The organism is Tumebacillus lacus (assembly GCF_026410385.1).
Classification (GTDB): Bacteria; Bacillota; Bacilli; order Tumebacillales; family Tumebacillaceae; genus Tumebacillus; species Tumebacillus lacus.
The window spans coordinates 117,604-141,006 of record NZ_JAPMLT010000008.1 but is presented as its reverse complement, the minus strand read 5'-3'; the positions used below and the strand labels follow the sequence as shown (position 1 = coordinate 141,006).

Here is a 23,403-nt window from a genome sequence, read left to right as displayed (position 1 = left end):
GGTGCGTATCACGGCACGAAAAAAAGGGCAAAAAATTTAGCTTGAATAGTTATGCATAGAACCGTATAATAACACGTAGCTTGAGGGTAACGGATCACACGTGCCCATGCACACGAAGGAGGGGTTATTGATGAAAGGTGTTCTCGTTCTCGAGAACGGGCGGAGATTCCCGGGTCTCCTCGCTGGCGGCGAGGGGATGAAAGCGGGCGAAGTGGTGTTTCATACCGGAATGACCGGGTATCAGGAGATCCTCACCGACCCTTCCTATGCAGGGCAGATCGTGGTGATGACGTACCCGCTGATCGGAAACTACGGGCTGAACGCTCAGGATGCGGAAGCGAAACGGCCGTGGCTGGCCGGATTTGTAACCGGGGAAGCCTGCAGCCTGCCAAATCATTATTTGCAGGAGAAGACGCTCCACGAATATCTGGCGCACCATGAGGTGCCGCTGCTGACCGATGTGGACACGAGGGCGTTGGTGCGGGTGATCCGGGAGCACGGGTCGCTCAAAGGATACATCGTGCCGGTGGAAGCCGCGACGGAGGAGCCGGACTTTTCCGCGCTGCCCCGCGATCTGGTGAAGAAGGTGTCGACGCCGATCTCCTATTCCTTCAGCGCGGAGGGGGAGTATCACGTGGTCTTGCTGGACTTTGGGGCGAAGGAAAATATCGCCCGGTCGCTGACAACTGCCGGCTGCCGTGTGACGGTGATGCCGGCGACGTCGACGGCCGAGCAGGTGCGGGCGATGCGGCCCGACGGGATCATGCTCTCGAACGGACCGGGCGATCCGCTGGACTGCGCGGACTTGCTGCCGACGGTGAAAGAGTTGGCGGAGGAGTTCCCGACGTTTGGCATCTGCCTCGGGCATCAACTGCTCGCCCTCGCGTTTGGGGCGCGGACGGAGAAGATGCGGTTCGGTCATCGCGGGAGCAATCATCCGGTGCGCGACCTGCAGAGCGACAAGATCTGGATCACGTCGCAAAATCACGGCTACACGGTGGCGGACGCGGGTCTGCCTGACGACCTGATCGTGACGCACCGCAACGTGAACGACGGTTCGGTGGAAGGGCTGAAGCACCGCGACCTCGCTGTCTTTTCTGTGCAGTTCCACCCGGAAGCGTGTCCTGGACCGCAGGATGCGCAGGTGTTGTTTGAAGATTTCTTGAGCTTGATGAAGGAAAGGAAGGGTCAGCATCTTGTCACCACAACTGTCTGAACCACAACCGTCTAAAGGAAAACTGCTCGTGATCGGCTCCGGCCCGATCGTGATCGGCCAAGCGGCCGAGTTTGATTATGCCGGGACGCAGGCTTGCAAAGCGTTGCGGGAAGAGGGCTACGAAGTGGTACTCGTCAACTCCAATCCGGCGACGATCATGACCGACCAAGGCGTCGCCGACAAGGTCTGCCTCGAACCGTTGACGGTGGAGGCGGTGTCGGCGATCATCCGGGCGGAGCGGCCCGACGGACTGCTGGCGACGCTCGGCGGGCAGACCGCGTTGAACCTCGCCGTCGAGCTGGCAGAGAGCGGGGTGCTGGCCGAGTGCGGAGTGAAACTGCTCGGCACGCCGCTGGAGTCGATCCAGCGGGCGGAGGACCGGCAATTGTTTAAAGACTTGATGGAACTCCTCGACCAGCCGATTCCGGAGAGCGAGATCGTGCATTCGATGGCGGAGGGTCTGGCCTTTTTGGAAAAGATCGGCCTGCCGGTGATCCTGCGTCCGGCGTATACGCTGGGCGGCACGGGCGGCGGCATCGCGGAGACGCATGACGACTTTGTGGCGATCCTCCAGCGCGGGTTGAAGCAGTCCCCGATCTCGCAAGTGCTGGTGGAGCGGAGCATCCGGGGCTGGAAAGAGATCGAGTATGAGGTGATGCGCGATGCGAACGACACCTGCATCACGATCTGCAACATGGAAAATCTCGATCCGGTCGGCGTGCACACCGGCGACTCCATCGTCGTGGCGCCGTCGCAAACGCTGACCGACCGCGAGTACCAGATGCTGCGCACGGCGGCGCTGGACATCATCCGGGCGCTCAAGATCGAGGGCGGGTGCAACGTGCAGTTTGCGCTCGATCCGCACAGCAACCGCTACTGCGTGATCGAGGTCAACCCGCGGGTGTCGCGCTCGTCGGCGTTGGCTTCCAAGGCGACCGGGTATCCGATCGCCAAGATCGCAGCCAAGATCGCCGTGGGCGGCCGCCTCGATCAGATGCTCAACCCGGTGACGGGCCGCACGTATGCGTCGTTCGAACCGGCGCTCGACTATGTGGTGGCGAAAGTGCCGCGCTGGCCGTTTGATAAATTCCCGAAAGCGACTCGCACGCTCGGCACGCAGATGAAGGCGACCGGCGAAGTGATGGCGCTCGGGCGCAACTTTGGCGAAGCGTTGCAAAAAGCGTTGCGCTCGCTGGAGATCGGGGTGGACGGCATCTGGCTGCCCGAGGTGGCGCAGTGGAGTGCCGATGAGTTGGAGAGCTATTTGAAAAAAGAACCGGACGACCGTCGTTTGTTTGTTCTGGCAGAAGCGTTGCGCCGGCAGGTATCCGTCGCAGAGTTGCATGCGTGGACGGCGGTGGATGAGTGGTTTTTATATAAGTTGGACGCGTTGGTTCAGGCGGAGCGTTCGCTTGCGGGGAAGAGCCTTGAGGAACTGAGCGCCGAAGAGCTGATCGAACTGAAGAAGCAGGGATTTGCCGATACCTACCTCGCCCGCCTGTTGCATACAAATGCTGATCTTGTGCGTGAAACTCGTCACAAGCACGGGGTCCGGCCGGCGTTTACGCTGGTCGATACCTGTGCGGCGGAGTTTGAGTCGGCGACGCCGTACTTTTTCTCGACGTATCGTGGCGAGGACGAAGGGCTGCACGGCGACGCGAGCAAGAAAAAAGCGCTGGTGCTCGGCTCGGGTCCGATCCGCATCGGGCAAGGCATCGAGTTTGACTATTGCTCGGTGCATGCGGTGTGGGCGCTCAAAAAGCTCGGGTACGAGACGGTGATCATCAACAACAACCCGGAGACGGTGTCCACCGACTTCGACACGGCCGACCGGCTCTACTTTGAACCGCTGACCGTCGAGGATGTGCTGGAAGTGGCGCATCGCGAGGGGGCGGAACTGTGCTTTGTCCAGTACGGTGGGCAGACGGCGATCAATCTGGCCGCAGCGCTGGCAGAGCGCGGGCTGCTCATCGCCGGGACGACGATCCAGGCGATCGACCGGGCGGAGGATCGCGAGGAGTTTCGCCAGTTTCTCGACCGGCTGGGCATCCCGCAGTCGCTGGGCGGCTCCGCTCACGACACGGCGGGGGCACTCGCGGTGGCGGCGGAGATCGGCTATCCGGTGATGGTGCGCCCGTCCTACGTGATCGGCGGCCGGGCGATGGCGGTCGTCCACGATGCACAGGAACTGCAACGCTACATGGAGCAGGCGACCGACGTCGCCGCCGGGCACCCGATCCTGATCGACCGCTATCTCATGGGGCGGGAAGCGGAGGTCGACGCGGTGTGCGACGGCGAGAACGTGCTGATCCCAGGTATCTTTGAACACATCGAGCGGGCGGGTGTTCATTCCGGCGACTCGATGGCCGTCTATCCGCCGCAAGGGCTGACCGATGCGGAGCAGGCGACCATCGCCCTGTACACGGAGAAAATCGCGGCCGGGCTGCCGGTCGTGGGGCTGTTGAACATCCAGTTTGTGATCGCGGACGGGGTCGTGTACGTGCTGGAAGTCAACCCGCGTTCCTCGCGCACCGTCCCGATCATCTCGAAGGTGACCGGCGTGCCGCTGGTGGAACTGGCGATTCGCGTGCAGACTGGCGAGAAACTGCCGGATCTGGGCTACGGCACGGGCCTCTACCCGGAGATCGGTCATGTGGTGGTCAAAGCGCCGGTGTTTTCCTTTGGCAAACTGACCGGGCTCGACATCCCGCTCGGCCCGGAGATGAAGTCGACGGGCGAGGTGCTCGGCGTGGGCGCGACCTACGCACAAGCTCTGGCCAAATCGTTCATCGGAGCAGGCATCCCGCTGCCGTCGCCTGCGGACGGAGGCGGTGTGCTGGTCTCGCTGAGCGACCGCAGCAAGGAGGAGGCGTTGCCGCTCCTGCAACGGTTCGCGAGCATGGGCAACAAACTGTATGCGACGGAGGGCACGGCACTCTTTTTAGCAAGCAACGGCCTTTCCGTCACCGCCGTCTCTCGCGAGCCGGAACAGGTGCTGACCTTGCTTCGCTCCGGCGAGATCAAGGCGGCACTGAACATTCCGACGCAGCCGGGCGACCCGGAAAGCCTCGGCTACCGGATGCGCCGCTACACGATGGAGATGAAAATACCCTGCCTGACCTCGCTGGACACGGCGAGCGCATGGCTCGAATCAATAGAAGCAATTTATTCTGCCACTCACAAGGAGGTCTGTTGACATGGCTCAGCCAGCTGTCCCGTTGAAACCGCAACCGCAAATGGAAAACCCGCTGTACGGACGTGATTTTCTCGACTTTGCCGACTTTACGCCGCTGGAGCTGCAAGATCTGCTGACACTCGCGATTGAAATCAAAGAAAAGCAGCAAAAGGGCATCGCCTACCAGCCGCTCGTCGGCAAAACGCTCGGCATGATCTTTGAAAAAGCGTCGACCCGCACCCGCGTTTCGTTTGAAGTCGCGATGTTCCAACTGGGCGGTCACGCGCTGTTCCTGTCCGGCCACGACACGCAGATCGGCCGCGGCGAGCCGGTCTGCGACACGGCTCGCGTGCTGTCCCGCTATGTGGACGGTGTGATGATCCGCACGTTTGGTCATGAGAGCATCATCGAATACGCCCGCTACTCGACGGTGCCGGTCATCAACGCGCTGACCGATCTGCATCACCCGTGCCAAGTGCTGGCCGACATCCTGACCTTGTGGGAGCAAAAAGGCTCGCTGAAAGGCCGCACGGTGACCTACATCGGCGATGGCAACAACATGGCGAACTCCTGGCTGATCGCCGCTCCGAAGTTTGGCCTCAACCTGCGCATCGCCACGCCGCCGGGCTACGAATGCGACCGCCGCGTCGTCGAGCAGGCGAAAGGGCTGGCCAAACTGCACGGCACCGATCTCGTCCTGACGCATGATCCGGTGGAAGCGGTAAAAAATACCGACGTGATCTACACCGACGTCTGGGCATCGATGGGCCAAGAAGAGGAGCAGCAACAGCGCCTTGCTCATTTTGCCGGCTATCAGGTCAACGCAAAACTGGCCGGGCACGCCAAATCCGATTATCTCTTCATGCACTGCCTGCCCGCCCATCGCGGCGAGGAAGTCAGCGCCGACGTGATCGACGGGCCGAACTCGGTGATCTTTGAAGAAGCGGAAAATCGTCTGCATGTGCAAAAAGCGATCCTCGTCGCTTTGATGTCGCACGATCATAAAAACAACTAATTTCAGCAAAAGGGGATAGAACCATGACCAAACAGAAACTCGTACTCGCATACTCCGGCGGTCTCGACACCTCCGTCGCCATCACTTGGCTGACCGAACAAGGCTACGATGTGATCGCGCTGTCGGCCGACGTAGGCGAAGGCAAAGACCTCGAATTTGTCAAAAACAAAGCACTCCAAGTCGGCGCATCCAAATCCTACATGGTCGATGCACGCGAACTGTTTGCGAAAGAGTTCATCCTGCCGTCTTTGAAGGCGAACGCGCTGTATGAGCACAAATACCCGCTCTCCGCCGCGCTCTCCCGTCCGCTGATCTCCCAACTGCTGGTCGAATACGCAGAGCTGGAAGGCGCAACGGCGGTCGCGCACGGCTGCACCGGCAAAGGCAACGACCAAGTCCGCTTTGACGTCTCCGTCACCGCCTTGAACCCGAACCTAGAGATCGTCGCTCCGGTCCGCGAGTGGGGCTGGTCGCGCGACGAGGAGATCGAGTATGCGAAAGAGCGCAACATCCCGATCCCGATCACCAAAGAAAACCCGTTCTCCGTCGACGAAAACCTCTGGGGCCGCTCCTGCGAGGCGGGCGTGCTGGAAGATCCGTGGGCAGAAGCGCCGGAAGCAGCGTTTGAGTGGACGGTCAACCCGGCCGATGCGCCGAATGAAGCGGAGTATGTGGAGATCGGATTTGTCAAAGGTGTGCCGGTGTCGCTGAACGGGGTGGAGATGGGTCTGGTCGATCTGATCGAGCAGCTGAACAAGATCGCAGGGGCGCACGGCGTCGGCCGCATCGACCACGTGGAAAACCGTCTGATCGGCATCAAGTCCCGCGAAGTGTACGAAGCACCGGGCGCACTGGTCCTGATCGCCGCTCACCGCGAGCTGGAGACGATCACGCTGACCCGCGAAGTGGCGCATTTCAAACCGACCTTGGAGCTGAAATACACCGAGCTCGTGTACAACGGCCTCTGGTTCTCGCCGCTGAAGAAAGCGATCGACGCGTTTATCGAAGAGACGCAAGCAACCGTCAACGGCACCGTCCGCGTCAAACTGCACAAAGGCACGTACCAGCCGGTCGGCCGCAAATCGACCAACTCGCTGTATGACATCGACCTCGCGACCTACTCCCCGGCCGACGCGTTCGACCACAACGCGGCGAAAGGCTTCATCAAGCTGTGGGGCCTGCCGACCAAAGTCAACGCCAAGGTGAACAACCAAGCGGGCGAAGCGGCTGAGAAAGTCGAGGCTGCGAAGTAATGGCTGAAACGAAACTCTGGGGCGGCCGCTTTACGAAACCGACCAATGAGATCGTCGAAGAATTTACCGCGTCGATCCAATTCGACCAAAAGCTCGCGGCCCAAGACATCAAGGGCTCGCTGGCTCACGTGAAGATGCTCGGCCGCCAAGGGATCATCCCCGAGGCGGACGCGGCCAAGATCGCGGACGGTCTGCTGGCGGTGCAGGCGAAACTTATGCAGGGCGAGTTGCAATTTTCCGTCCAGCATGAAGACGTGCACATGAACGTGGAAAAGCACCTCCTCGACGAGATCGGCCCGGTCGGCGGCAAACTGCACACCGGACGCTCGCGCAACGATCAGGTGGCGTTGGATATGCATCTCTATTTGAAAGAAGAAGTGGCGGAGATCGCAGGGCTGTTGGTGCGGCTGGTCGAGGTGCTGGCGGAGAAAGCGGAGTCGCACCTCGACGTGATCATCCCCGGCTACACGCACCTGCAGCGGGCGCAACCGGTGCTGCTCGCCCATCACCTGCTGGCGTACGCGGGCATGTTTCGTCGCGATGTGGAGCGGCTGCTCGACGCGCAGAAGCGCATCGACATGATGCCGCTCGGCTCCGGCGCGCTGGCGGGCACGACGTTCCCGGTCGACCGCGAGTTTGTGGCGGAGGAGCTCGGATTTGCGCGGGTGTATGAAAACTCGATGGACGCGGTGAGCGACCGCGACTTTATCCTGGAGTTCCTTTCGGCGGCCTCGATCTTGATGATGCACCTGTCGCGTTTTTGCGAGGAACTGGTGCTGTGGTCGTCGACCGAGTTTGGCTTTGTCGAACTGGACGACGCGTACTGCACCGGGTCGAGCATCATGCCGCAAAAGAAAAACCCCGACGTCGCAGAGTTGATCCGCGGCAAGACGGGGCGCGTGTACGGCAATCTGTTCGGGCTGCTCACGGTGTTAAAGGGACTGCCGCTCGCATACAACAAGGACCTGCAAGAGGATAAAGAGGGCATGTTTGACACGGTCGAGACGCTGAAGACCTCGCTGCTGCTGTTTGCGGGCATGATCGAGACGATGCACGTGCGCCGTGAAAACGTGGAGAAAGCGGTCCGCGAAGACTTCTCCAACGCCACCGACCTCGCCGACTACCTCGTCCGCAAAGGCCTCCCCTTCCGCCAAGCGCACGAAGTGATCGGGAAACTCGTGCTGTTCTGCATCACCGAAGGCAAGTTTTTGGCCGATGTGACGATGGAAGAGTACAAGGACGCGTCTGAACTGTTTGAGGCGGACCTGTACGAGGCGATTGACGTGCGGACTGTCGTAAACGTGCGCAACTCGCTCGGTGGTACCGGGACGGAGAGCGTAAAGCGGCAGTTGGTGCAGGTGAAGGAATGGTTGGCAGGATTTGCAGAATAGAGATCGTGAAAAGACCCGCTGTGCGTGATCGTGCAGCGGGTCTTTTTAATCGAGTTATATATGGCTGGGGGCTCAACTCTTTTTTCCTGTTTTCAGATATAATAAGAATACTAATCTATATCTGAGACGGAGGGGTTTTGTATGACTGTGTGGCATCCGTTGCCGGAGCGATATTTGTTGTCTGAAGACGATGTGCATGTGTGGCGTATAGAGTTGGTGCAGTCGGATGCTGTGGTGGAGCGGCTGTATTCGCTGTTGTCGGCCGATGAGTTGGCGAAGGCGAACCGGTATCGGTTTGAGAAGGATCGCCGTGCCTATACGGTGGGACGCGGGGCGTTGCGGATCTTGCTCGGTCGGTATCTGGAGGTGCCGCCTCGCGAACTGCGGTTTGTGTACGGCGAGCACGGGAAGCCGATGCTCGACCCGGAAGCGCGGCATGGCACGGTGCCGTTCAACCTGTCCAATTCCAAGGATCTCGCGTTGGTCGGGATCACGTTGAACCGGGAGATCGGGGTGGATCTGGAGTACGGGCGCGATCTGTCCGACATGGAGATGATCGTCGAGCGGTTCTTCTCGCAGGGGGAGATCGATGTCCTGCTCAACCTGCCGCAGGAGCAACGGCATGCGGCTTTCTATGAATGCTGGTCTCGCAAGGAAGCGTATCTCAAAGCCCTCGGCAGCGGCCTTGCGCAGCCGCTGGGCTCGTTTACCGTCACGTTGGCCCCCGGTGAGCCGGCACGGCTGCTCGACGTCGTGGACGACCCGGCAGAGGTCCGGCGCTGGGGCATGCAGGAACTCGACGTGCACCCGGAGTACGGGGCGGCGATCTGCGTGGAAGGGCAGGAGTTTGAGCTGAAATGTTTTGAGTGGCGGCCGTAAATCACGTCGGCATATCGACAGAGGTAAACGCATAGTCATCCTAGCAGGTACTCCCTACCCGGAGGAGTGATGGGCATGGACAAACTGTTTACCTGGATCACTGAGCAATTGAACATGATCTTCTCAGGCCGCCCCTGGCTGTTTTTGTTGCTCTTCGCTGCGATGGCCGTGCTGGCGGGGTGGTATGTCGTCCGCCGCATCCGGCAGGGCGATGAGGTGTCGGTGCTGGGGTTGTTGACGTTTCGACCGAATCAGGCGGCAGGGCAGCGGCTCTGCGAGGTGGCGCGGCTGCAGGAGAGCCTCAAGCAGCGGCAACAGATGCTGGCCTTGCTCCAAGCGATCATCATGGAGTCGTCCAAGGCGCTCTCCGGCCATCTGCAGGCCGGGTATACGTCTGCTGAATATCGCAAGGCGGTGTATGATTTTGTGCTCCCGAGCCTGCTCACGCTGCTCGCCAAACCGGACCGTGCCAACGCGCATCGGGTGGCGTTGTTTCTCCCCGCAGCGGACGGGACGATGCGGATGCATGAGGGCATCGGCTTTTCTCCCGAGGGGAAAAAGGAGTTGGTGCTACCCCCGGACTCGGCGGCCGGCTACGTCTGCCGCACGGGAGAGCCGTACTGCTCCGGCGATGTGACCGCGCCGGGGAGCCGGTTTTGCAGCAATCCGAAAGCGTCGAAGCGCTACCATTCCTTGCTCTGCCTGCCGATCCGCTGCGGTCCGCACGTGATCGGGGTGCTGAGCGTGGACGGACGGGAACGGGACAGTTTTGTGCATGAGGATCAAGAGTTTCTCACGTATGTCGCCAATGCGTTGTCGCTGTTTTTGTACATTGAACTGCAACAACCTCCGCTTGAAGAAGCGGCCCGCATAATGCAGAGCCAACCCTGACAGAATAAGTCAGGGTATTTCTTTATAAAGGGGCCGCGAACATGAAAAAAGGCGAGCAAACGAAAGCCAACGGTCTGATGGAAGTCCTGCAGACGATCAACGGCAAAGGCGACCAAGAAGAACTGCAAAACCTCTACCAAGAAGGCACCGCGACCAAGCAATCCAACGAGGAAGAGGGGGATCAAAATGGGGATTCTCAGCGGTAATCCGAAGGATGAGCCGATGCATTACGGCGAAGTGTACATGGTCTGGACGTATCTGCACGGGGAACTGGCGCTGCGCACCTGCAACCAAACGTTGCTGAACCACACCGGCGACAAGGACCTGCGCGATTATATCAAAGACAAGCTGGAGTCCTCCCAGGAGGTGATCGAGGAGCTGACCGCGCTGCTCAAGGCGAACGGCGTCGCTCTTCCGCCGTCGCCGCCGGAGCGCGCCGATGCGGATCTGGAGAGCATCCCGGCCGGTGCCCGCTTCACCGACATGGAAGTGGCGGCGACGCAGGCAAAAGACAACGCGGCCGGTCTCGTCATGTGCAGCAAGATCATGGGACAGTGTGTTCGGGAAGACATTGCCGCCCTGTTCGGCAAGTACCACACCAAGGCGGCCGGATACGGGCTGCGCCTCCTCCGCATGATGAAGGAAAAAGGGTGGCTGGTGCCGCCTCCGTTGCATGTGAATCATCAAGAATAGAGGAAACGGGCCTCCGTCATTTGGGCGGAGGTTTTGCTTTAGACAAAAAGTGTTCGAAGTTCGTTAAGCCAACTCACTGGACGTATCACTGTTTTTTATATACACTACAAGAAAATGAATATTCAGAGAAAAAAGGGAGGAACGATCATGCGTTGGCAGAAACAAATCCAGAAATTCGCCGCAGTTGGTCTCGCCTTGACGCTGGCGTTGGCAGGTGCGGGATGCACCGATGCTCAAAAAAATACCGAAACGAATACAAAGCAGGTCCCGTCCGGTGAAAAGGTGAAAGTTCACACGTTCCTGCAAGCACAGGCCGATTTTGCCCGCGAGATCGGTCAGGATAAAGTCGAAGTGCAGACGATGCTGCCGCTTGGCACCAACGTGTGGCAGTTTGCTCCGACATTGAAAGAAACCCGCGACTTGGAGTCGGCCGATGTGTATGTGACCAGCGGCGGCGGGGTGATGGAAAAGCGTTGGGCGGATCAATTGATGGCGCAGTTGAAGTTGAAAAATAAAGACCTTGTCATCGTCGACCCGGCGAAAGGGATCGAGATGAAGCCGCTGCTTCGCTACATCAATCCGGATGACCCGGAAGGCGCGAAACAGGAGCGTCAAGACCCGTATGACTACCTCGACCCGGTGCATGCCAAGACGGAGGTCGACAACATCCTGGCCGGTCTGAGCAAGAAAGCGCCGGCGTATGCGGAAGAATTTAAGAAAAATGCCGACGCGTACAAGCAAAAGCTCGACGCGCTCGATCAGAAGTACAAAGACGCGATCTCGAAAGCCAAGCGCAAGGAACTCGTCTCACCGTATCCGGCCTATCAGTATCTGGCCGCTCGGTACGGGCTGAAGTACTATGTGCCGACGTACATTGCGCTCAACGATTTCCCGCAAGACCAGCCGGACAAGATCGCGGAGGTGCAAAAAGATCTCGCGACGCATGATGTGAAAACGATCTTCTTCGAGATGGAAGCGGCTCCCCGCGTGCAGGAGTTTGTCGGCGGGCTCGGCTACAAATCGGGGATCCTGAACACGTATGAAGGCCGCCTTGACAAGGAGGTCGGGTACAAATCGTATCTGCAAATGATGGAAGAAAATTTGCAACGGCTTGAACAAGGTCTGAATGAATAATCAGAACACCCTGTCTTTGACGACAGGGTGTTTTTTTGGTACGGATACTTTTAATCGGAATCGTTCCGGTGTATAATCGTAAAAGTTACGATTTGTGTGACAATCAAGGGCAAAGGAGTTTGAGAGATGCAAAAAAAGTGGAAACTGGCAGTGGGCAGTTTGGCAGCAGCTTCGTTGCTGCTGACCGGCTGTGGCGATAAATTGGGCACGAAAGAAGACAAGGCGAGCGGCGGTCAGATCCGGGTGGTGACCACGTTCTATCCGATGTATGAATTTACGAAGCAGGTCGGCGGAGACTTTGTCGACGCGACGTTGCTCGTGCCGGGCGGGACGGAGCCGCATGACTGGGAGCCGACAGCCAAAGACGTGGCGCGCATCGCGGATGCGGACCTGTTTGTCTACAACGGCGCAGGCTTTGAAGGCTGGGTCGAGGATGTGTTGCACAACTTGGAAGGCGCGAAGGTGAAGCCGGTGGAAGCGTCGGCTGGCATCGAACTGATCGAGGGCGGCCACGACCACGACGAGCATGAGGGCGAGAAGAAGGAAGAAGAACATAAAGAAGGCGAGCACAAGGAAGAGGCGCACGGGGAGAAAGGCGCGCATGATCCGCATGTGTGGACCGACCCGGTCTTGGTGCAAAAAGAAGTGGAAAACATCGCGGCGGCTCTGGCCGAATTGGATCAAGCGCGCGCGGCGGAGTATAAGAAGAATGCGGATGCGTACCTTGCGAAGTTGAAGGCGCTGGATGAGAAGTACAAGGCGGAACTGGCTTCGTCGAAATCGAAGGAGTTTGTGACGGCGCACGAATCGTTTGCCTATCTGGCGAAGCGGTACGGTCTGACGCAAGAGCCGATCTCCGGCCTCTCGCCGGAGCAGGAGCCAAGCGCTGCCCAGATGGCGGAGATCGTCGCGTGGGCGAAGGAGCATCAGGTGAAGACGATCTTCTTCGAGACGCTGGTCTCGCCGAAAGTGGCGGAAGCGGTGGCACGCGAGATGGGTGCCAAGACGGCGGTGCTCAACCCGCTGGAAGGTCTGACCGAGGAAGAGCAAGCGAAAGGGCTTGACTACATCGGCGTGATGGAGCAAAATTTGGAAGCGTTGAAAAAAGCTCTGAATGAGTAGAGGGCTTTAAGATAGAAGCAGGAGCATCGTTTTTTACAGGTGAGAAAGGATGAGGAGATCATGAAGCTGGCGGAGATGCGCGACGTGACGTTTGGGTATGGGCCGACGCCGGTGCTCGAACGGATGAATCTGTCCATCGGGACATCGGAGTTTATCGGACTGACCGGTCCGAACGGGTCGGCAAAGACGACCACTTTAAAGCTGTTGCTCGGTCTGCTCTCCCCGCAGCGGGGGGAGGTGTCCTTGAACGGGCGTCGCGCCGATGGCCGCCGCATGACGATCGGCTATCTGCCGCAACAGATCGCCTCGTTCAACGCCGGTTTTCCGAGCACGGTGTGGGAGTTGGTCCGCTCGGGCCTGTATGATCGCAAGCACTGGTTTTCCCGATTGAAAAAAGAGGAGTCGGACCGCGTGGAGCAAGTCCTCCAGCAAGTCGGCATGTGGGAGCACCGAAAGCGCAAGATCGGTGAACTGTCCGGCGGCCAAAAGCAGCGCGTTTGCCTCGCCCGCGCGCTGGTCACCGAGCCGGATCTGCTCGTGCTCGACGAGCCGACGACCGGGATGGACACTTCGGCCCGGACACTGTTTTACGACCTGCTGGAGCATCAGGTGCGCGCGCACGGGCGCACCGTCCTGATGGTGACGCACGATCTGGAGGAGACGTTGCCGCGCCTGACCCGCTTGCTCGTGCTCGACAAGCGCATTCGCTTCGACGGCACGCCGGTTCAGTTCCGCGAGCGGATGGATCTGGCGGATCGTCCGGCTCCGGTGCCGCTGTACTGCTGCTATGACGATCATCAGCCGCAACAACTGGTGCAGCTCGACGCCAAGTCGGAGCGAGTGGATCGCGTGGAGGAAGGAGTTCGGTAAGTATGCTGGAGATGTTTCAGTATGGATTTTTGCAAAACGCCTTCCTCGCCGGGATCATGATCGCGCTGGTCGCTCCGGTGATCGGCGTGTATCTCGTGCTGCGCCGTCAGTCGTTGATGGCGGAGACGCTCTCGCACGTCTCGCTGGCGGGCGTGGCGGTCGGTGCGCTGCTCGGTCTGTACCCGATGCTGACGGCGATGGTCGCGGCGCTGATCGGCGCGGTGTTTGTCGATACGCTGAGACGGTCGTTTAAGGCGTACAGCGAACTGTCCATCGCGATCCTGATGTCGGGCGGCCTTGCGTCGGCGGTGGTGCTGATGAGCCTGAACAAAGGGGTGAGCCGCTCGTTCACCTCCTATCTGTTCGGCTCGATCATCGCCGTCAGCGAGACCGACCTGTACGTGATGGGGGGCGTGGTCGCGCTGGTCGGGCTGTTTTTCTGGTTCCTGTGGCGGCCGATGTACGTCCTCACCTTCGACGAAGAGACCGCCCAAGTCAGCGGCGTCCCGGTGAAACTTCTGTCGGTGTCGTTCTCTCTGCTGGCAGGTCTCGTGGTGGCCGTATCGATGCCGATCATCGGCGTGCTGCTGGTGTCGTCGCTGATGACACTGCCCGCGTCGATTGCGTTGCGCGTGTCGCGCGGATTTGCGATGACGATCTTTGTGGCGGTGCTCGTCGGCCTGACCTCGGTGCTCGGCGGACTGTCCGCCTCGTACGCGCTGGACATCCCGCCGGGCGGCACGATCGTCCTGCTGCTGCTCGCGATCCTCGTCGTGACACTGATCGTAAAACGGATCGTGTCGATGATCCAAGCGCGCGTCGGTGCGGAGCAGGACGCGGAGAACGGAAATGGCGTGGTAAGGACGCTCGGGGAGAGGTAAGGGCGATTGGCATATAGATTTGCATATGAATGAAGGCACCTTCTTGGAAGAGAAGGTGCCTTTTTTATTTTCTGGAAAAAATCTTGCAACCTTTTTCCAATCGTTTCGTAAATAGAGTGGTAGAACTGAAATTCAGCAAAAGATGGGGGTACTTTCTGATGAAGAACAAGAAGTTCGCAACCGCTCTGCTCGCGGCAGGGCTCGTGTTCGGAACGGCGGGGGCTGTGCAGGCGAACGCGTCCGACGTGAACCACGTGAATTTTAACGTGATCGTGGAAGATAAAGAACTGACGGTCGACCCGCAGCCGTTTGTCGTGGACAATCGCACGTTCGTTCCGCTTCGCTCGCTCTCTGAGGGCCTTGGCGCGGACGTTCAATATGACAGCAATACCAACATCGCGACGATCTCCAAGGATGACATCGTCCTCAAGCTGAACTTCAACACCGGCGTGGTGACGAAGAACGGGGCGCAGATCGAGATCAACCCGGCGCCGCGCTTTGTCAACTACCGCACGATGGTGCCGGTGCGCTTCATCTCCGAGGCGTTCGGCAACGAAGTGACGTGGGACGCGTCCACCTCGACGGTTAACGTCCTGCCGACCGCCAAAACGCTGGCCAAGCGCACGACGATCCTCGACGTGCTGACCAAGTCCACCGAGGCAACGAACAAGCAAGAATACACCTCGCTCGACCTGCAACTGAAAGGCACGATCCCGACCGGGACTTTCGATATGAAGATGGAAGGCCCGATGTGGATGAAATACAGCAAAAATCCTCTGCTGATGGCGATGGGCGCTGACATCGAAGGCAAGGTGTTCAACCAAACGCAGAAACAGAGCTTCACGATGTACATGGGCGACGGCCGGATGTACATGAAAGATCCGACCGGCGTCTGGACCAAAGAGGTGCTGCCGGAGGAAGACTGGAAAGAGATCGTCGACATGACCCGCACCGGCGGCGTGCCGACCAACACGGAAGCGACCCAGAACGTCGCGCTGCCGTACTTCACGATGGCAGAAGACGCGGACTCCTACAACCTCACGCTCAAGATCGACCAAAAAGGGCTGGACAAACTGCTGAAAGCGGCTGGTGAATCCGGTCAACCGGGCATGCCGATGAACCCGATCCAGATGGAGGGCGGCAAGCAGTCGATGAAAGTCTACTACGAGATCGACAAGGCGTCCTACCTGCAAACCAACCTCTCGCTGCACATGGAGATGGAGATGCCGGAGATGGGCACGATGAAGATGGACCTCACAGGCAAGGCGTCCTATGGCCCGGTGACGATCACGATCCCGGAAGAAGCGAAAAACGCGAAGTCCGCGAGCGAGCTGTAAGTCTTTCCGCCCCTGCGAAATCACGCGCGGGGGCTTTCACATTTCTGACAAATCAGACGCGAAAAACCTCATTCTCCAGCAATTTAGTACAGGAAATGACAAGCCCGCGTCGAATACGAGAAGGTGGCATTAAAAATGCCGCCTTTTTTGGCGTTTGTTTCGACATCGTCATACTCGGTCACAAGGCCGACAAATCAGACAGTAGAAAGTGGTGTGAAACGATGATCGAGATGCATGACGTTTGGAAGACCTATCCGAACGGTGCCGTTGCATTGCAAGGTGTCAGCGTGCGCATCGACAAAGGTGAGTTTGTTTACGTGGTCGGACCCAGCGGTGCCGGGAAGTCCACCTTTATCAAGTTGATGTATAGAGAAGAACGCCCGAGCCAAGGGTCCATCTTTGTCAACGGCTTTAACATCGAACGTTTGAAAGAGCGCAAGATCCCGCTGCTCCGCCGTCAGATCGGCGTGGTCTTTCAGGACTTCAAGCTCCTGCCCACGCTGACCGTGTCAGAAAATATCGCCTTCGCGCTGGAAGTCATCGAAGCGCCGAAGAAAAAGATCAAGCAGCGCACCGCGGAGGTGCTGGAACTGGTCGGCCTCTCCGAAAAGGCATCTGCGCTGCCGAACGAACTGTCCGGCGGTCAGCAGCAGCGCGTATCGATCGCGCGGGCGCTGATCAACAATCCGGCGGTGATCATCGCCGACGAACCGACGGGCAACCTCGACCCGGAGACCTCCTGGGACATCATGAACCTGTTTGAGGAGATCAACCGGCGCGGCACGACCATCGTGATGGCGACCCACAACAAAGAGATCGTCAACACGATGAAAAAACGCGTGCTCGCCGTCGAGGGCGGCAGAATCGCCCGCGATGAGAGACGGGGGGTGTACGGCTATGAAAATTAGCACGTTTGCCCGCCACGGCCGCGAAGGGTTTCGCAATCTGTCCCGCAACGGCTGGATGACGTTCGCTTCGATCTCGTCCGTCACGATCACGCTGCTGCTCCTGGGCGTGTTCCTCATTCTCGCGTACAACGTTCAACTGTTCTCGCAGCAGATCGAGGACCAAGTCGAGATGAACGTCCTCGTCAAGGACGGCACCGAGCGCGCGCAGGTGCTGGAGTTGGAGCGGCAGATCAAGAGTTTGCCCGCCGTCGGTGAAGTGACGTTTGTCTCCAAAGAGGACGGGCTGCAACAGTTGAAGGAAAAGCTCAAGGACAACCAAGAGCTGCTCAATGGCCTCGAATCGGAAAACCCGCTGCCCGACAAGTTTATCGTCAAGGCGAAAAATCCGACCGACACCGGCTACGTCGCGGAAAAGCTGTCCGCACTCCCGCTGGTGGAAAAGGTCAACTATGCGAAAGACACCGTGGAAAAATTGTTCTCGGTGACGAAGTTTGTCCGCAACTCCGGCGCGGTGTTTGTCGTCGGGCTGAGCTTCCTCGCGCTGTTCCTGATCTCGAACACGATCAAGGTGACGATCTTTGCTCGCCGCCGTGAGATCGAGATCATGAAGCTGGTCGGGGCGACCAACTGGTTTATCCGCTGGCCGTTCTTGTTTGAAGGATTGTTGATCGGGCTGTTCGGCTCGATCCTGCCGATCTTGTTGCTGGGCATCGGCTACGACTATCTGGTGCGCAAGGTCGCAGGTGTGATGCTGTTTACGTTCGCTCCGTTTGACCCGTTGGTCTATTCGGTGGCGTTGATCTTGGTAGGCATTGGCGCATTGATCGGGATGATCGGTTCGATGATGTCGATCTCGCGATTCCTGCGCGTGTAACGTATGTTTGATTGACAGTGCTAGGGGAGAAGAAGGGAGTGTACTTCATGCAAGATCGCAAGTCTCGCTCATCAAAATCCTGGAAAATGGGCCTCGCCGCCGCTTTGGTTCTGACGCTGGCGGTGCCGACGACGGCGGGTGCCAACATCGAAAGCCTCAAGCAACAGCAACAGCAAAAAGAGCAAGAGTTGCAACAAGCCCGCGAGCGTGAAAAGATCGCTCGGCAGAAAAAGGAGCAGTATCAGCAGCAGATCGACCTCAACGCCGTGGAGATCAACAAGATGTTGGCGGAGATCAGCGCGAAAGAGCTGGAGATCCAACGCTTGCAGGGCAACATTTTCCAAAAGAACCAGGAGATTGATCAGGCTGGCCAAGAGCTCGAAGCGGCGCAAAAGCGCGTCGAAGAGCGGGACAAACTGCTCAAGCAGCGGTTGCGCATGATGTACGAACAAGGGGAAGTGCAATACTTGGAAGTGTTGCTCTCCTCAACGTCGTTTACCGATTTTCTCGACCGGTTTGAGGCGTTGCAGGTGATCTTTGAGCAGGACAACGTGATCCTGCGCAAAAACAAAGAGGACCGCGAAAAGGTGGCGTTGCTCAAGCAGGACCTGGAGACGCAGCAGCAGACGCTGGTGGCGATGAAAGGCGAGCAAGAGTCGCAAAAAGGGCAGCTCGACGCGATGAAAGAGCAAAAGGTCGCGCTGAACGAAAAGCTGGAAGGCAACAAAGCGGAGCAAGAGCGCATCGAGGCGGAGATGGAGGCGCAGCAGGAAGCTGCGATCGCTGCGATCTTCAACGTCCGCAAGCAGATCGATGCGGAGCGATACAAGCAAAACCAGCCCAATCCGTCCAAGCCGTTGACCGGCAACTGGGCGTGGCCGGTGCCGGCTTCGATGAACATCACGTCGGAGTTTGGCGACCGGATCGACCCGTTCACCGGCGTGCGCACCGGTCACAACGGCATGGACATCGCGGCGGCGACCGGCACGCAGGTCGTGGCGGCACAGGCCGGCACGGTGATCACGGCGGGCTGGGTCAACGGGTTTGGCAACTGCATCATCATCGACCACGGCGGCAATCTGTGGTCGCTGTACGGTCATCTTGTCAACGGCGGCATCAACGTCTCGGAAGGCCAGCAGGTCGTCAAAGGCGCGCCGATCGGCAAGGTGGGCAGCACCGGCCGTTCCACCGGGCCGCACTTGCACTTTGGCGTGTACCTGAACGGACAGGTCGTCTCGCCGCGCAACTATCTCTAATTTTCCTAATCGGGGTTAATAGTCTTTCCTGAGCCGTCATATACTACAGCAGACAGGACAAAGGTGGTGCTACAGGAAAATGTATATCAGAGGACGCACCCTGATTCTCGGGTTGATCCTGACGATTGTTGTGAGCAGCGCCGCGACTTTCGGGGCTTTGCAGCTGACCGGGACAGGCCTGACGCTGCCGACGTCAGACGGTGTCAACGACCCGCAGTTCAGCAAACTGCTCGACACGTACAAGACCCTGAAACAGGAATACTACCAGGACGTCAAGAACGACCAACTGCTCAACGGTGCGATCGACGGCATGGTCAAGTCGCTTGACGATCCGTATTCGACCTATATGGATCAGACGGAAGCTTCGTCGTTCCATGAAAACATCTCCTCCTCGTTCGAGGGCATCGGCGCGACGATCCGCGAAGAGGAAGGCAAGATCGTCATCGACGCTCCGATCAAAGGCTCGCCGGCGGAGAAGGCCGGTCTCAAGCCGAACGACAAGATCCTTTCCGTGGACGGCAAAAGTCTCGAAGGGATGAAGGTCGGCGAGGCGGTCACGCACATCCGCGGCAAAAAGGACACCAAGGCGCAACTGGTCATCGACCGTCCGGGCACGGGTGAGTTGACGGTCACCGTCACCCGCGACACGATCCCGGTGGAGACGGTGTACGCGGAGATGATGGAGGGGGGCCTTGGCAAGATCCAGATCACCAAGTTCTCGGAGTCGACGTATGACGAATTTAAAAAAGCGTTTGACGATCTGAAGGGACAAGGGATGAAAGGGCTGGTCATCGACCTGCGCCAAAATCCGGGCGGTCTGCTCGACGTCACCACCGAGATCGGCAATCTGCTGCTGCCGGAGGGTGAGCCGATCCTGCAGGTCGAGTCGCGCAACGGTGAGAAAAAGGTCTACCGCTCGTCCGGCGGCAAACCGGGCGTGCCGATCGTCGCGCTGATCGACGGCGGCAGTGCCAGCGCGGCGGAGATCCTCGCCGGGGCGCTCAAAGAGTCGGGCGGCTATCAGTTGATCGGGCAAAAGACGTTTGGCAAAGGCACGGTGCAGACGGCGAAAGACTTCACCGACGGCTCGAACATCAAGTTCACCATCGCCAAATGGTTGACCCCGGACGGCAACTGGATTCACAAAAAAGGCATCGAGCCGGACATTGCGGTCGAACTGCCGAAGTATGCGGATCTGCCGTATATCGATCCGGAGAAAAAGCTCGAGCCGGAACAGTTCTCCAACGAGATCAAAGCGGTTCAGAGCATGCTGACAGCGCTCGGCTACCAGCCGGGCCGCGAAGACGGCTACTTTGACGCGCAGACCAAGGAAGCGGTCCTCGCGTTCCAAAAGATGGAGAGCATCCCGGCAAACGGCGTGGTCGAAGGCAAGACGACGCGCCGGATGATGGAGCTCTTGCAAGACAAGATTCAAAAGAACGACACGCAGTTGGAAAAGGCGCAGGCGACACTTAGGAAAATGTTGCCATAGGCAGGATTGCCGCGTTGCGATGTCGAATGAAATACCCGCGGAGTCTCGACTCTTGCGGGTATTTTTGTATTTCAGAGAGGGGAATCGTGCGCATGACCGAATTCTCATTTTTGCTGGCAGTCCTTCGCGGCCTGATGCAAGTATTGGCACATCCTCTTTTTTACGTTGCTCTCTTGCTCGTGTACATGCAGTATGTCAGACAGAACGGGATGGAGCGCCGGATGTTCGGCGTGCGCGTCCATTCGCCAAATGAGCAGTTTCTCCGCTCGCTGGGCTACGGGGTCGCGGGCGGTCTGCTCGCGACGGCGTTGCTGACGGCTGTCGGCGCGGTGCTCAATCCGAGCGATCTGCTCTATGTCTGGGTGGTGGCGCTCTGTTTGGCGCTGATCAATGCGCGATTTATTTGTTTCGCCTATGCGGGAGGGCTGCTGAGCGTGATCTCGCTGGTGTTGCAGGCGCTCCCGGAGTGGCAGTTGGCTCCAGGCATTCTGGCGACGATTTACACCGACCTGCGCGGGCTGCACATCCCGCAGTTGATGGCGTTGGTGGCGGTGTTGCATCTGGTTGAGGCGTTGCTCGTGTACCTGAACGGGTCGGAGCAGCCGATGCCGGTGTTTGTGGAAGGCAAGCGCGGGCGACTGATCGGCGGATTTATCCTGCAAAAGTTTTGGGTGGTGCCGATGGCGGCGTTTGTCGTGGTCGGCACGGGCAGCGGCGTGACCGCGCCGTCGTGGTGGCCGCTGATCCCGCTCGGGGCGCTGGGCAGCCTGATGGTGGTGCCGTTCCCGTCGATCCTCGGGTATTCCGGCGTGGCCCTGACGCAGACGCCGAAAAAGAAGGCGGCGACGACATCCCGCTATCTGGCCGGCTACAGTCTCGTGCTGCTCGGCCTGGCGGTCGGCAGCGCGTATTGGCCGCCGCTGTTGTGGGTGGCGGCGATGTTCTGCACGGTGGCGCATGAGGTGCTGATCCTGATCGAGATCCGGGAAGAGCAGAGCGGGCAACCGATCTATGTGCGGCCGCTGCAAGGGCTGAAGATCCTCAGCGTTTTGCCGCAGAGCCCGGCTCAGGAGATGGGTCTTGCGTCCGGCGAGACGATCGTCCGCGTGAACGGGACGCCGGTGAACACGCCGTATGACCTGCATTTTGCGCTCAATCAAAATCCGGCGTTTGCCAAGTTGGAAGTGTTGACGCCGGAGGGAGAGCCGCGCTTTGCCTCGACGCCGATCTATATGGGCGATCATCATCAACTCGGCATCATTCTCGTGCCGGACGATCAGGCGCGCCAGTATGTGCGGCTCGATTCGATCTCCCCGTGGCGCTGGCTGTGGGGCCGATTGGTCGGCGGAGGGAAGCAGGCACCCTCGACGTATCATTGATCGAGACAGGAAGTCAGGAGTTAGGAGTCAGGAGTTAGGAGGATGCAAGGATGGATAGAACGACCGTAATAGGTCTCTTGTTGGGCCTCGGAGCGCTGTTGCTGGGCTTCGCGGCGGAGGGCGGTCATCTCGCGGCCTTGCTGTCACCGACGGCCGCACTGATCGTATTTGGCGGGACGTTCGGCGCGGTGGTGCTGTCGACGCCGGGTGAGCAACTGCGGCAGATCCCGAAAGCGTTGAAGATCGCGTTCAAGCCGCAAACGCTCGACGCCAATGAGACGATTGACGAACTGGTCGAGCTGTCGATGGTCGCCCGTCGTGAAGGCGTTCTGGCGCTGGAAGACCGGGTGGAGACCAACGAGGACGAATTTTTGCGCAATGGGCTGCGCTTGGTCGTCGACGGGGTAGACAGCGATTTGGTGCGCAGCATCTTGGAGACGGAGCTGTCTTTTTTGGAAGACCGTCATGAAAAGGCGGCCCAACCGTTTGAGGCGGCCGGCGGCTATGCGCCGACGATGGGGATCATCGGGACGGTGATGGGGCTGGTGCACGTGCTCGGCGGACTGTCGAACGTGGACACGCTGGGGCCGCAGATCGCGACGGCGTTCATCGCGACGTTGTACGGGGTCGCGTCGGCAAACGTGCTGTATCTGCCGCTCGCGGCAAAGCTCAAGCGGCGTTCGAAGGATGAGGTGATCGTCCGCGAGCTGATGATCGAGGGCGTGCTCTCGATCCAGGCGGGGGAGAATCCGAACATCCTGCGTCACAAACTGCGGGCGTTCCTGGCGCCGGAGCGCCGTTCGGCCGCTGCAGCGGGGGCGGGTGATACCGATGGCACGCAGGCGTAGCAGACGGACGCGGGAGAGCGGCGGCGGAAATACGCATGATCGCTGGCTGATCACGTACGCCGATCTGATCACGTTGCTGATGATCTTCTTCGTGGTGATGTATGCGGTGTCGAAAGTGGACCAGACCAAATTTCAGACGTTGTCTCTGTCGCTGAGTGCGGCGTTGCAGACGAACGATCGCATTCAGCTCGAAGGGTCGCCGAGTCTGTTGCCGAACAGCAACCCGGGTTCCAAATCGGAGCAGCAAAAGCGGGAAGAGGAGCAGCAGCGGCTCGACGAGTTGCAAAAGCGGCTGGAGGACTACGTGCAAGGGCAAGGGCTGGCCGGGCAAGTCCATGTGATCGAGACGAGCCGGGGAGTGCAGCTGACGTTGAACGATGCGGCGCTGTTTGCTTCCGGGCAGGCGGATGTGAAGCCGGAAGCGGAGCGGTTGCTGAACGGGCTCGCACCGTTTTTGCGATTGGTGAGCAATCCTGTCGCGGTCGAGGGTCACACGGATGATGTGCCGATCGGGATCAGCAATGCGCAGTTTCGCTCGAACTGGGAGCTGTCGTCGCAGCGGGCGATCAATGTGTTGCACGCGTTTGAGGCGGCCGGTGTGCCGCACGGACGACTGTCGGCGGAAGGGTATGCCGATACGAAGCCGCTCGCTCCCAACGACAGCGAGGCGAACCGGGCGGCGAACCGCCGGGTGAATCTGATCGTGTTGCGAGCGCATCCGGTGGAGCCGATCTCGCCGCTGGAGTAGAGTGGAAACGGAAAAGTTGAAAAGAAAAAGGCGCGTTGTCC

21 protein-coding genes are annotated in these 23,403 nt (G+C 59.2%); all 21 read left to right on the top strand.

All coding sequences use genetic code 11. The annotated features are described in order from the left end of the window. The first annotated feature begins 130 nt into the window (after nt 1-130). A complete protein-coding gene (locus OS242_RS14145; protein ID WP_267152333.1) occupies nt 131-1,216 on the top strand; it encodes a carbamoyl phosphate synthase small subunit in 1,086 nt (361 codons plus the stop codon). After that, entirely contained in the window at nt 1,197-4,412 is a 3,216-nt protein-coding gene (gene carB, locus OS242_RS14140) for a carbamoyl-phosphate synthase large subunit (RefSeq protein ID WP_267152332.1), read from the top strand. Before OS242_RS14145 ends, carB begins: the two co-directional genes overlap by 20 nt. A gap of 1 nt (nt 4,413) precedes the next feature. Beyond that, entirely contained in the window at nt 4,414-5,406 is a 993-nt protein-coding gene (argF, locus tag OS242_RS14135; RefSeq protein ID WP_267152331.1) for an ornithine carbamoyltransferase, read from the top strand. 23 nt (nt 5,407-5,429) lie between these two features. Further along, a complete protein-coding gene (locus OS242_RS14130) occupies nt 5,430-6,659 on the top strand; it encodes an argininosuccinate synthase (RefSeq protein WP_267152330.1) in 1,230 nt (409 codons plus the stop codon). Next, entirely contained in the window at nt 6,659-8,050 is a 1,392-nt protein-coding gene (gene argH, locus OS242_RS14125; protein ID WP_267152329.1) for an argininosuccinate lyase, read from the top strand. Before OS242_RS14130 ends, argH begins: the two co-directional genes overlap by 1 nt. Before the next feature lie 141 nt (nt 8,051-8,191). Further along, nucleotides 8,192-8,929, top strand: a complete 738-nt coding sequence (locus OS242_RS14120; protein ID WP_267152328.1) for a 4'-phosphopantetheinyl transferase family protein — start codon at nt 8,192-8,194, stop codon at nt 8,927-8,929. A gap of 75 nt (nt 8,930-9,004) precedes the next feature. Beyond that, the gene (locus tag OS242_RS14115) at nt 9,005-9,820 is read left to right on the top strand and encodes a GAF domain-containing protein (protein WP_267152327.1); all 816 of its coding nucleotides are present in this window, start codon (nt 9,005-9,007) and stop codon (nt 9,818-9,820) included. 41 nt (nt 9,821-9,861) lie between these two features. After that, complete coding sequence (locus OS242_RS14110) at nt 9,862-10,026, top strand: hypothetical protein (protein WP_267152326.1); 165 nt, start codon at nt 9,862-9,864, stop codon at nt 10,024-10,026. Further along, a complete protein-coding gene (locus OS242_RS14105; protein WP_267152325.1) occupies nt 10,007-10,513 on the top strand; it encodes a DUF3231 family protein in 507 nt (168 codons plus the stop codon). The genes OS242_RS14110 and OS242_RS14105 overlap by 20 nt, the downstream gene beginning before the upstream one ends. A 147-nt stretch (nt 10,514-10,660) precedes the next feature. After that, nucleotides 10,661-11,647 carry a metal ABC transporter solute-binding protein, Zn/Mn family gene (locus tag OS242_RS14100; RefSeq protein ID WP_267152324.1) on the top strand — a complete coding sequence of 329 codons (987 nt, stop codon included), beginning with the start codon at nt 10,661-10,663 and terminating at the stop codon, nt 11,645-11,647. A gap of 126 nt (nt 11,648-11,773) precedes the next feature. Continuing rightward, complete coding sequence (locus OS242_RS14095; protein WP_267152323.1) at nt 11,774-12,769, top strand: metal ABC transporter substrate-binding protein; 996 nt, start codon at nt 11,774-11,776, stop codon at nt 12,767-12,769. Nucleotides 12,770-12,829: 60 nt separating this feature from the next. After that, a complete protein-coding gene (locus tag OS242_RS14090) occupies nt 12,830-13,639 on the top strand; it encodes a metal ABC transporter ATP-binding protein (RefSeq protein WP_267152322.1) in 810 nt (269 codons plus the stop codon). Between the two features lie 2 nt (nt 13,640-13,641). Continuing rightward, entirely contained in the window at nt 13,642-14,520 is an 879-nt protein-coding gene (locus OS242_RS14085) for a metal ABC transporter permease (protein ID WP_267152321.1), read from the top strand. Between the two features lie 158 nt (nt 14,521-14,678). Next, complete coding sequence (locus OS242_RS14080; RefSeq protein ID WP_267152320.1) at nt 14,679-15,857, top strand: copper amine oxidase N-terminal domain-containing protein; 1,179 nt, start codon at nt 14,679-14,681, stop codon at nt 15,855-15,857. A 221-nt stretch (nt 15,858-16,078) separates the two neighbouring features. Beyond that, nucleotides 16,079-16,765, top strand: a complete 687-nt coding sequence (gene ftsE / locus OS242_RS14075) for a cell division ATP-binding protein FtsE (RefSeq protein WP_267152319.1) — start codon at nt 16,079-16,081, stop codon at nt 16,763-16,765. Next, the gene (gene ftsX, locus OS242_RS14070; protein ID WP_267152318.1) at nt 16,755-17,639 is read left to right on the top strand and encodes a permease-like cell division protein FtsX; all 885 of its coding nucleotides are present in this window, start codon (nt 16,755-16,757) and stop codon (nt 17,637-17,639) included. The genes ftsE and ftsX overlap by 11 nt, the downstream gene beginning before the upstream one ends. Nucleotides 17,640-17,686: 47 nt before the next feature. Then, entirely contained in the window at nt 17,687-18,895 is a 1,209-nt protein-coding gene (locus OS242_RS14065; protein WP_267152317.1) for a murein hydrolase activator EnvC family protein, read from the top strand. 79 nt (nt 18,896-18,974) lie between these two features. Continuing rightward, nucleotides 18,975-20,387: a S41 family peptidase gene (locus OS242_RS14060; protein ID WP_267152316.1), complete on the top strand. Its 1,413-nt coding sequence runs from the start codon at nt 18,975-18,977 to the stop codon at nt 20,385-20,387. A gap of 92 nt (nt 20,388-20,479) precedes the next feature. Further along, complete coding sequence (locus OS242_RS14055) at nt 20,480-21,766, top strand: PDZ domain-containing protein (RefSeq protein WP_267152315.1); 1,287 nt, start codon at nt 20,480-20,482, stop codon at nt 21,764-21,766. 50 nt (nt 21,767-21,816) lie between these two features. Beyond that, nucleotides 21,817-22,614: a flagellar motor protein gene (locus OS242_RS14050; RefSeq protein ID WP_267152314.1), complete on the top strand. Its 798-nt coding sequence runs from the start codon at nt 21,817-21,819 to the stop codon at nt 22,612-22,614. Further along, a complete protein-coding gene (locus tag OS242_RS14045; RefSeq protein WP_267152313.1) occupies nt 22,598-23,362 on the top strand; it encodes a flagellar motor protein MotB in 765 nt (254 codons plus the stop codon). Before OS242_RS14050 ends, OS242_RS14045 begins: the two co-directional genes overlap by 17 nt. The last annotated feature ends 41 nt before the right edge of the window (nt 23,363-23,403 follow it).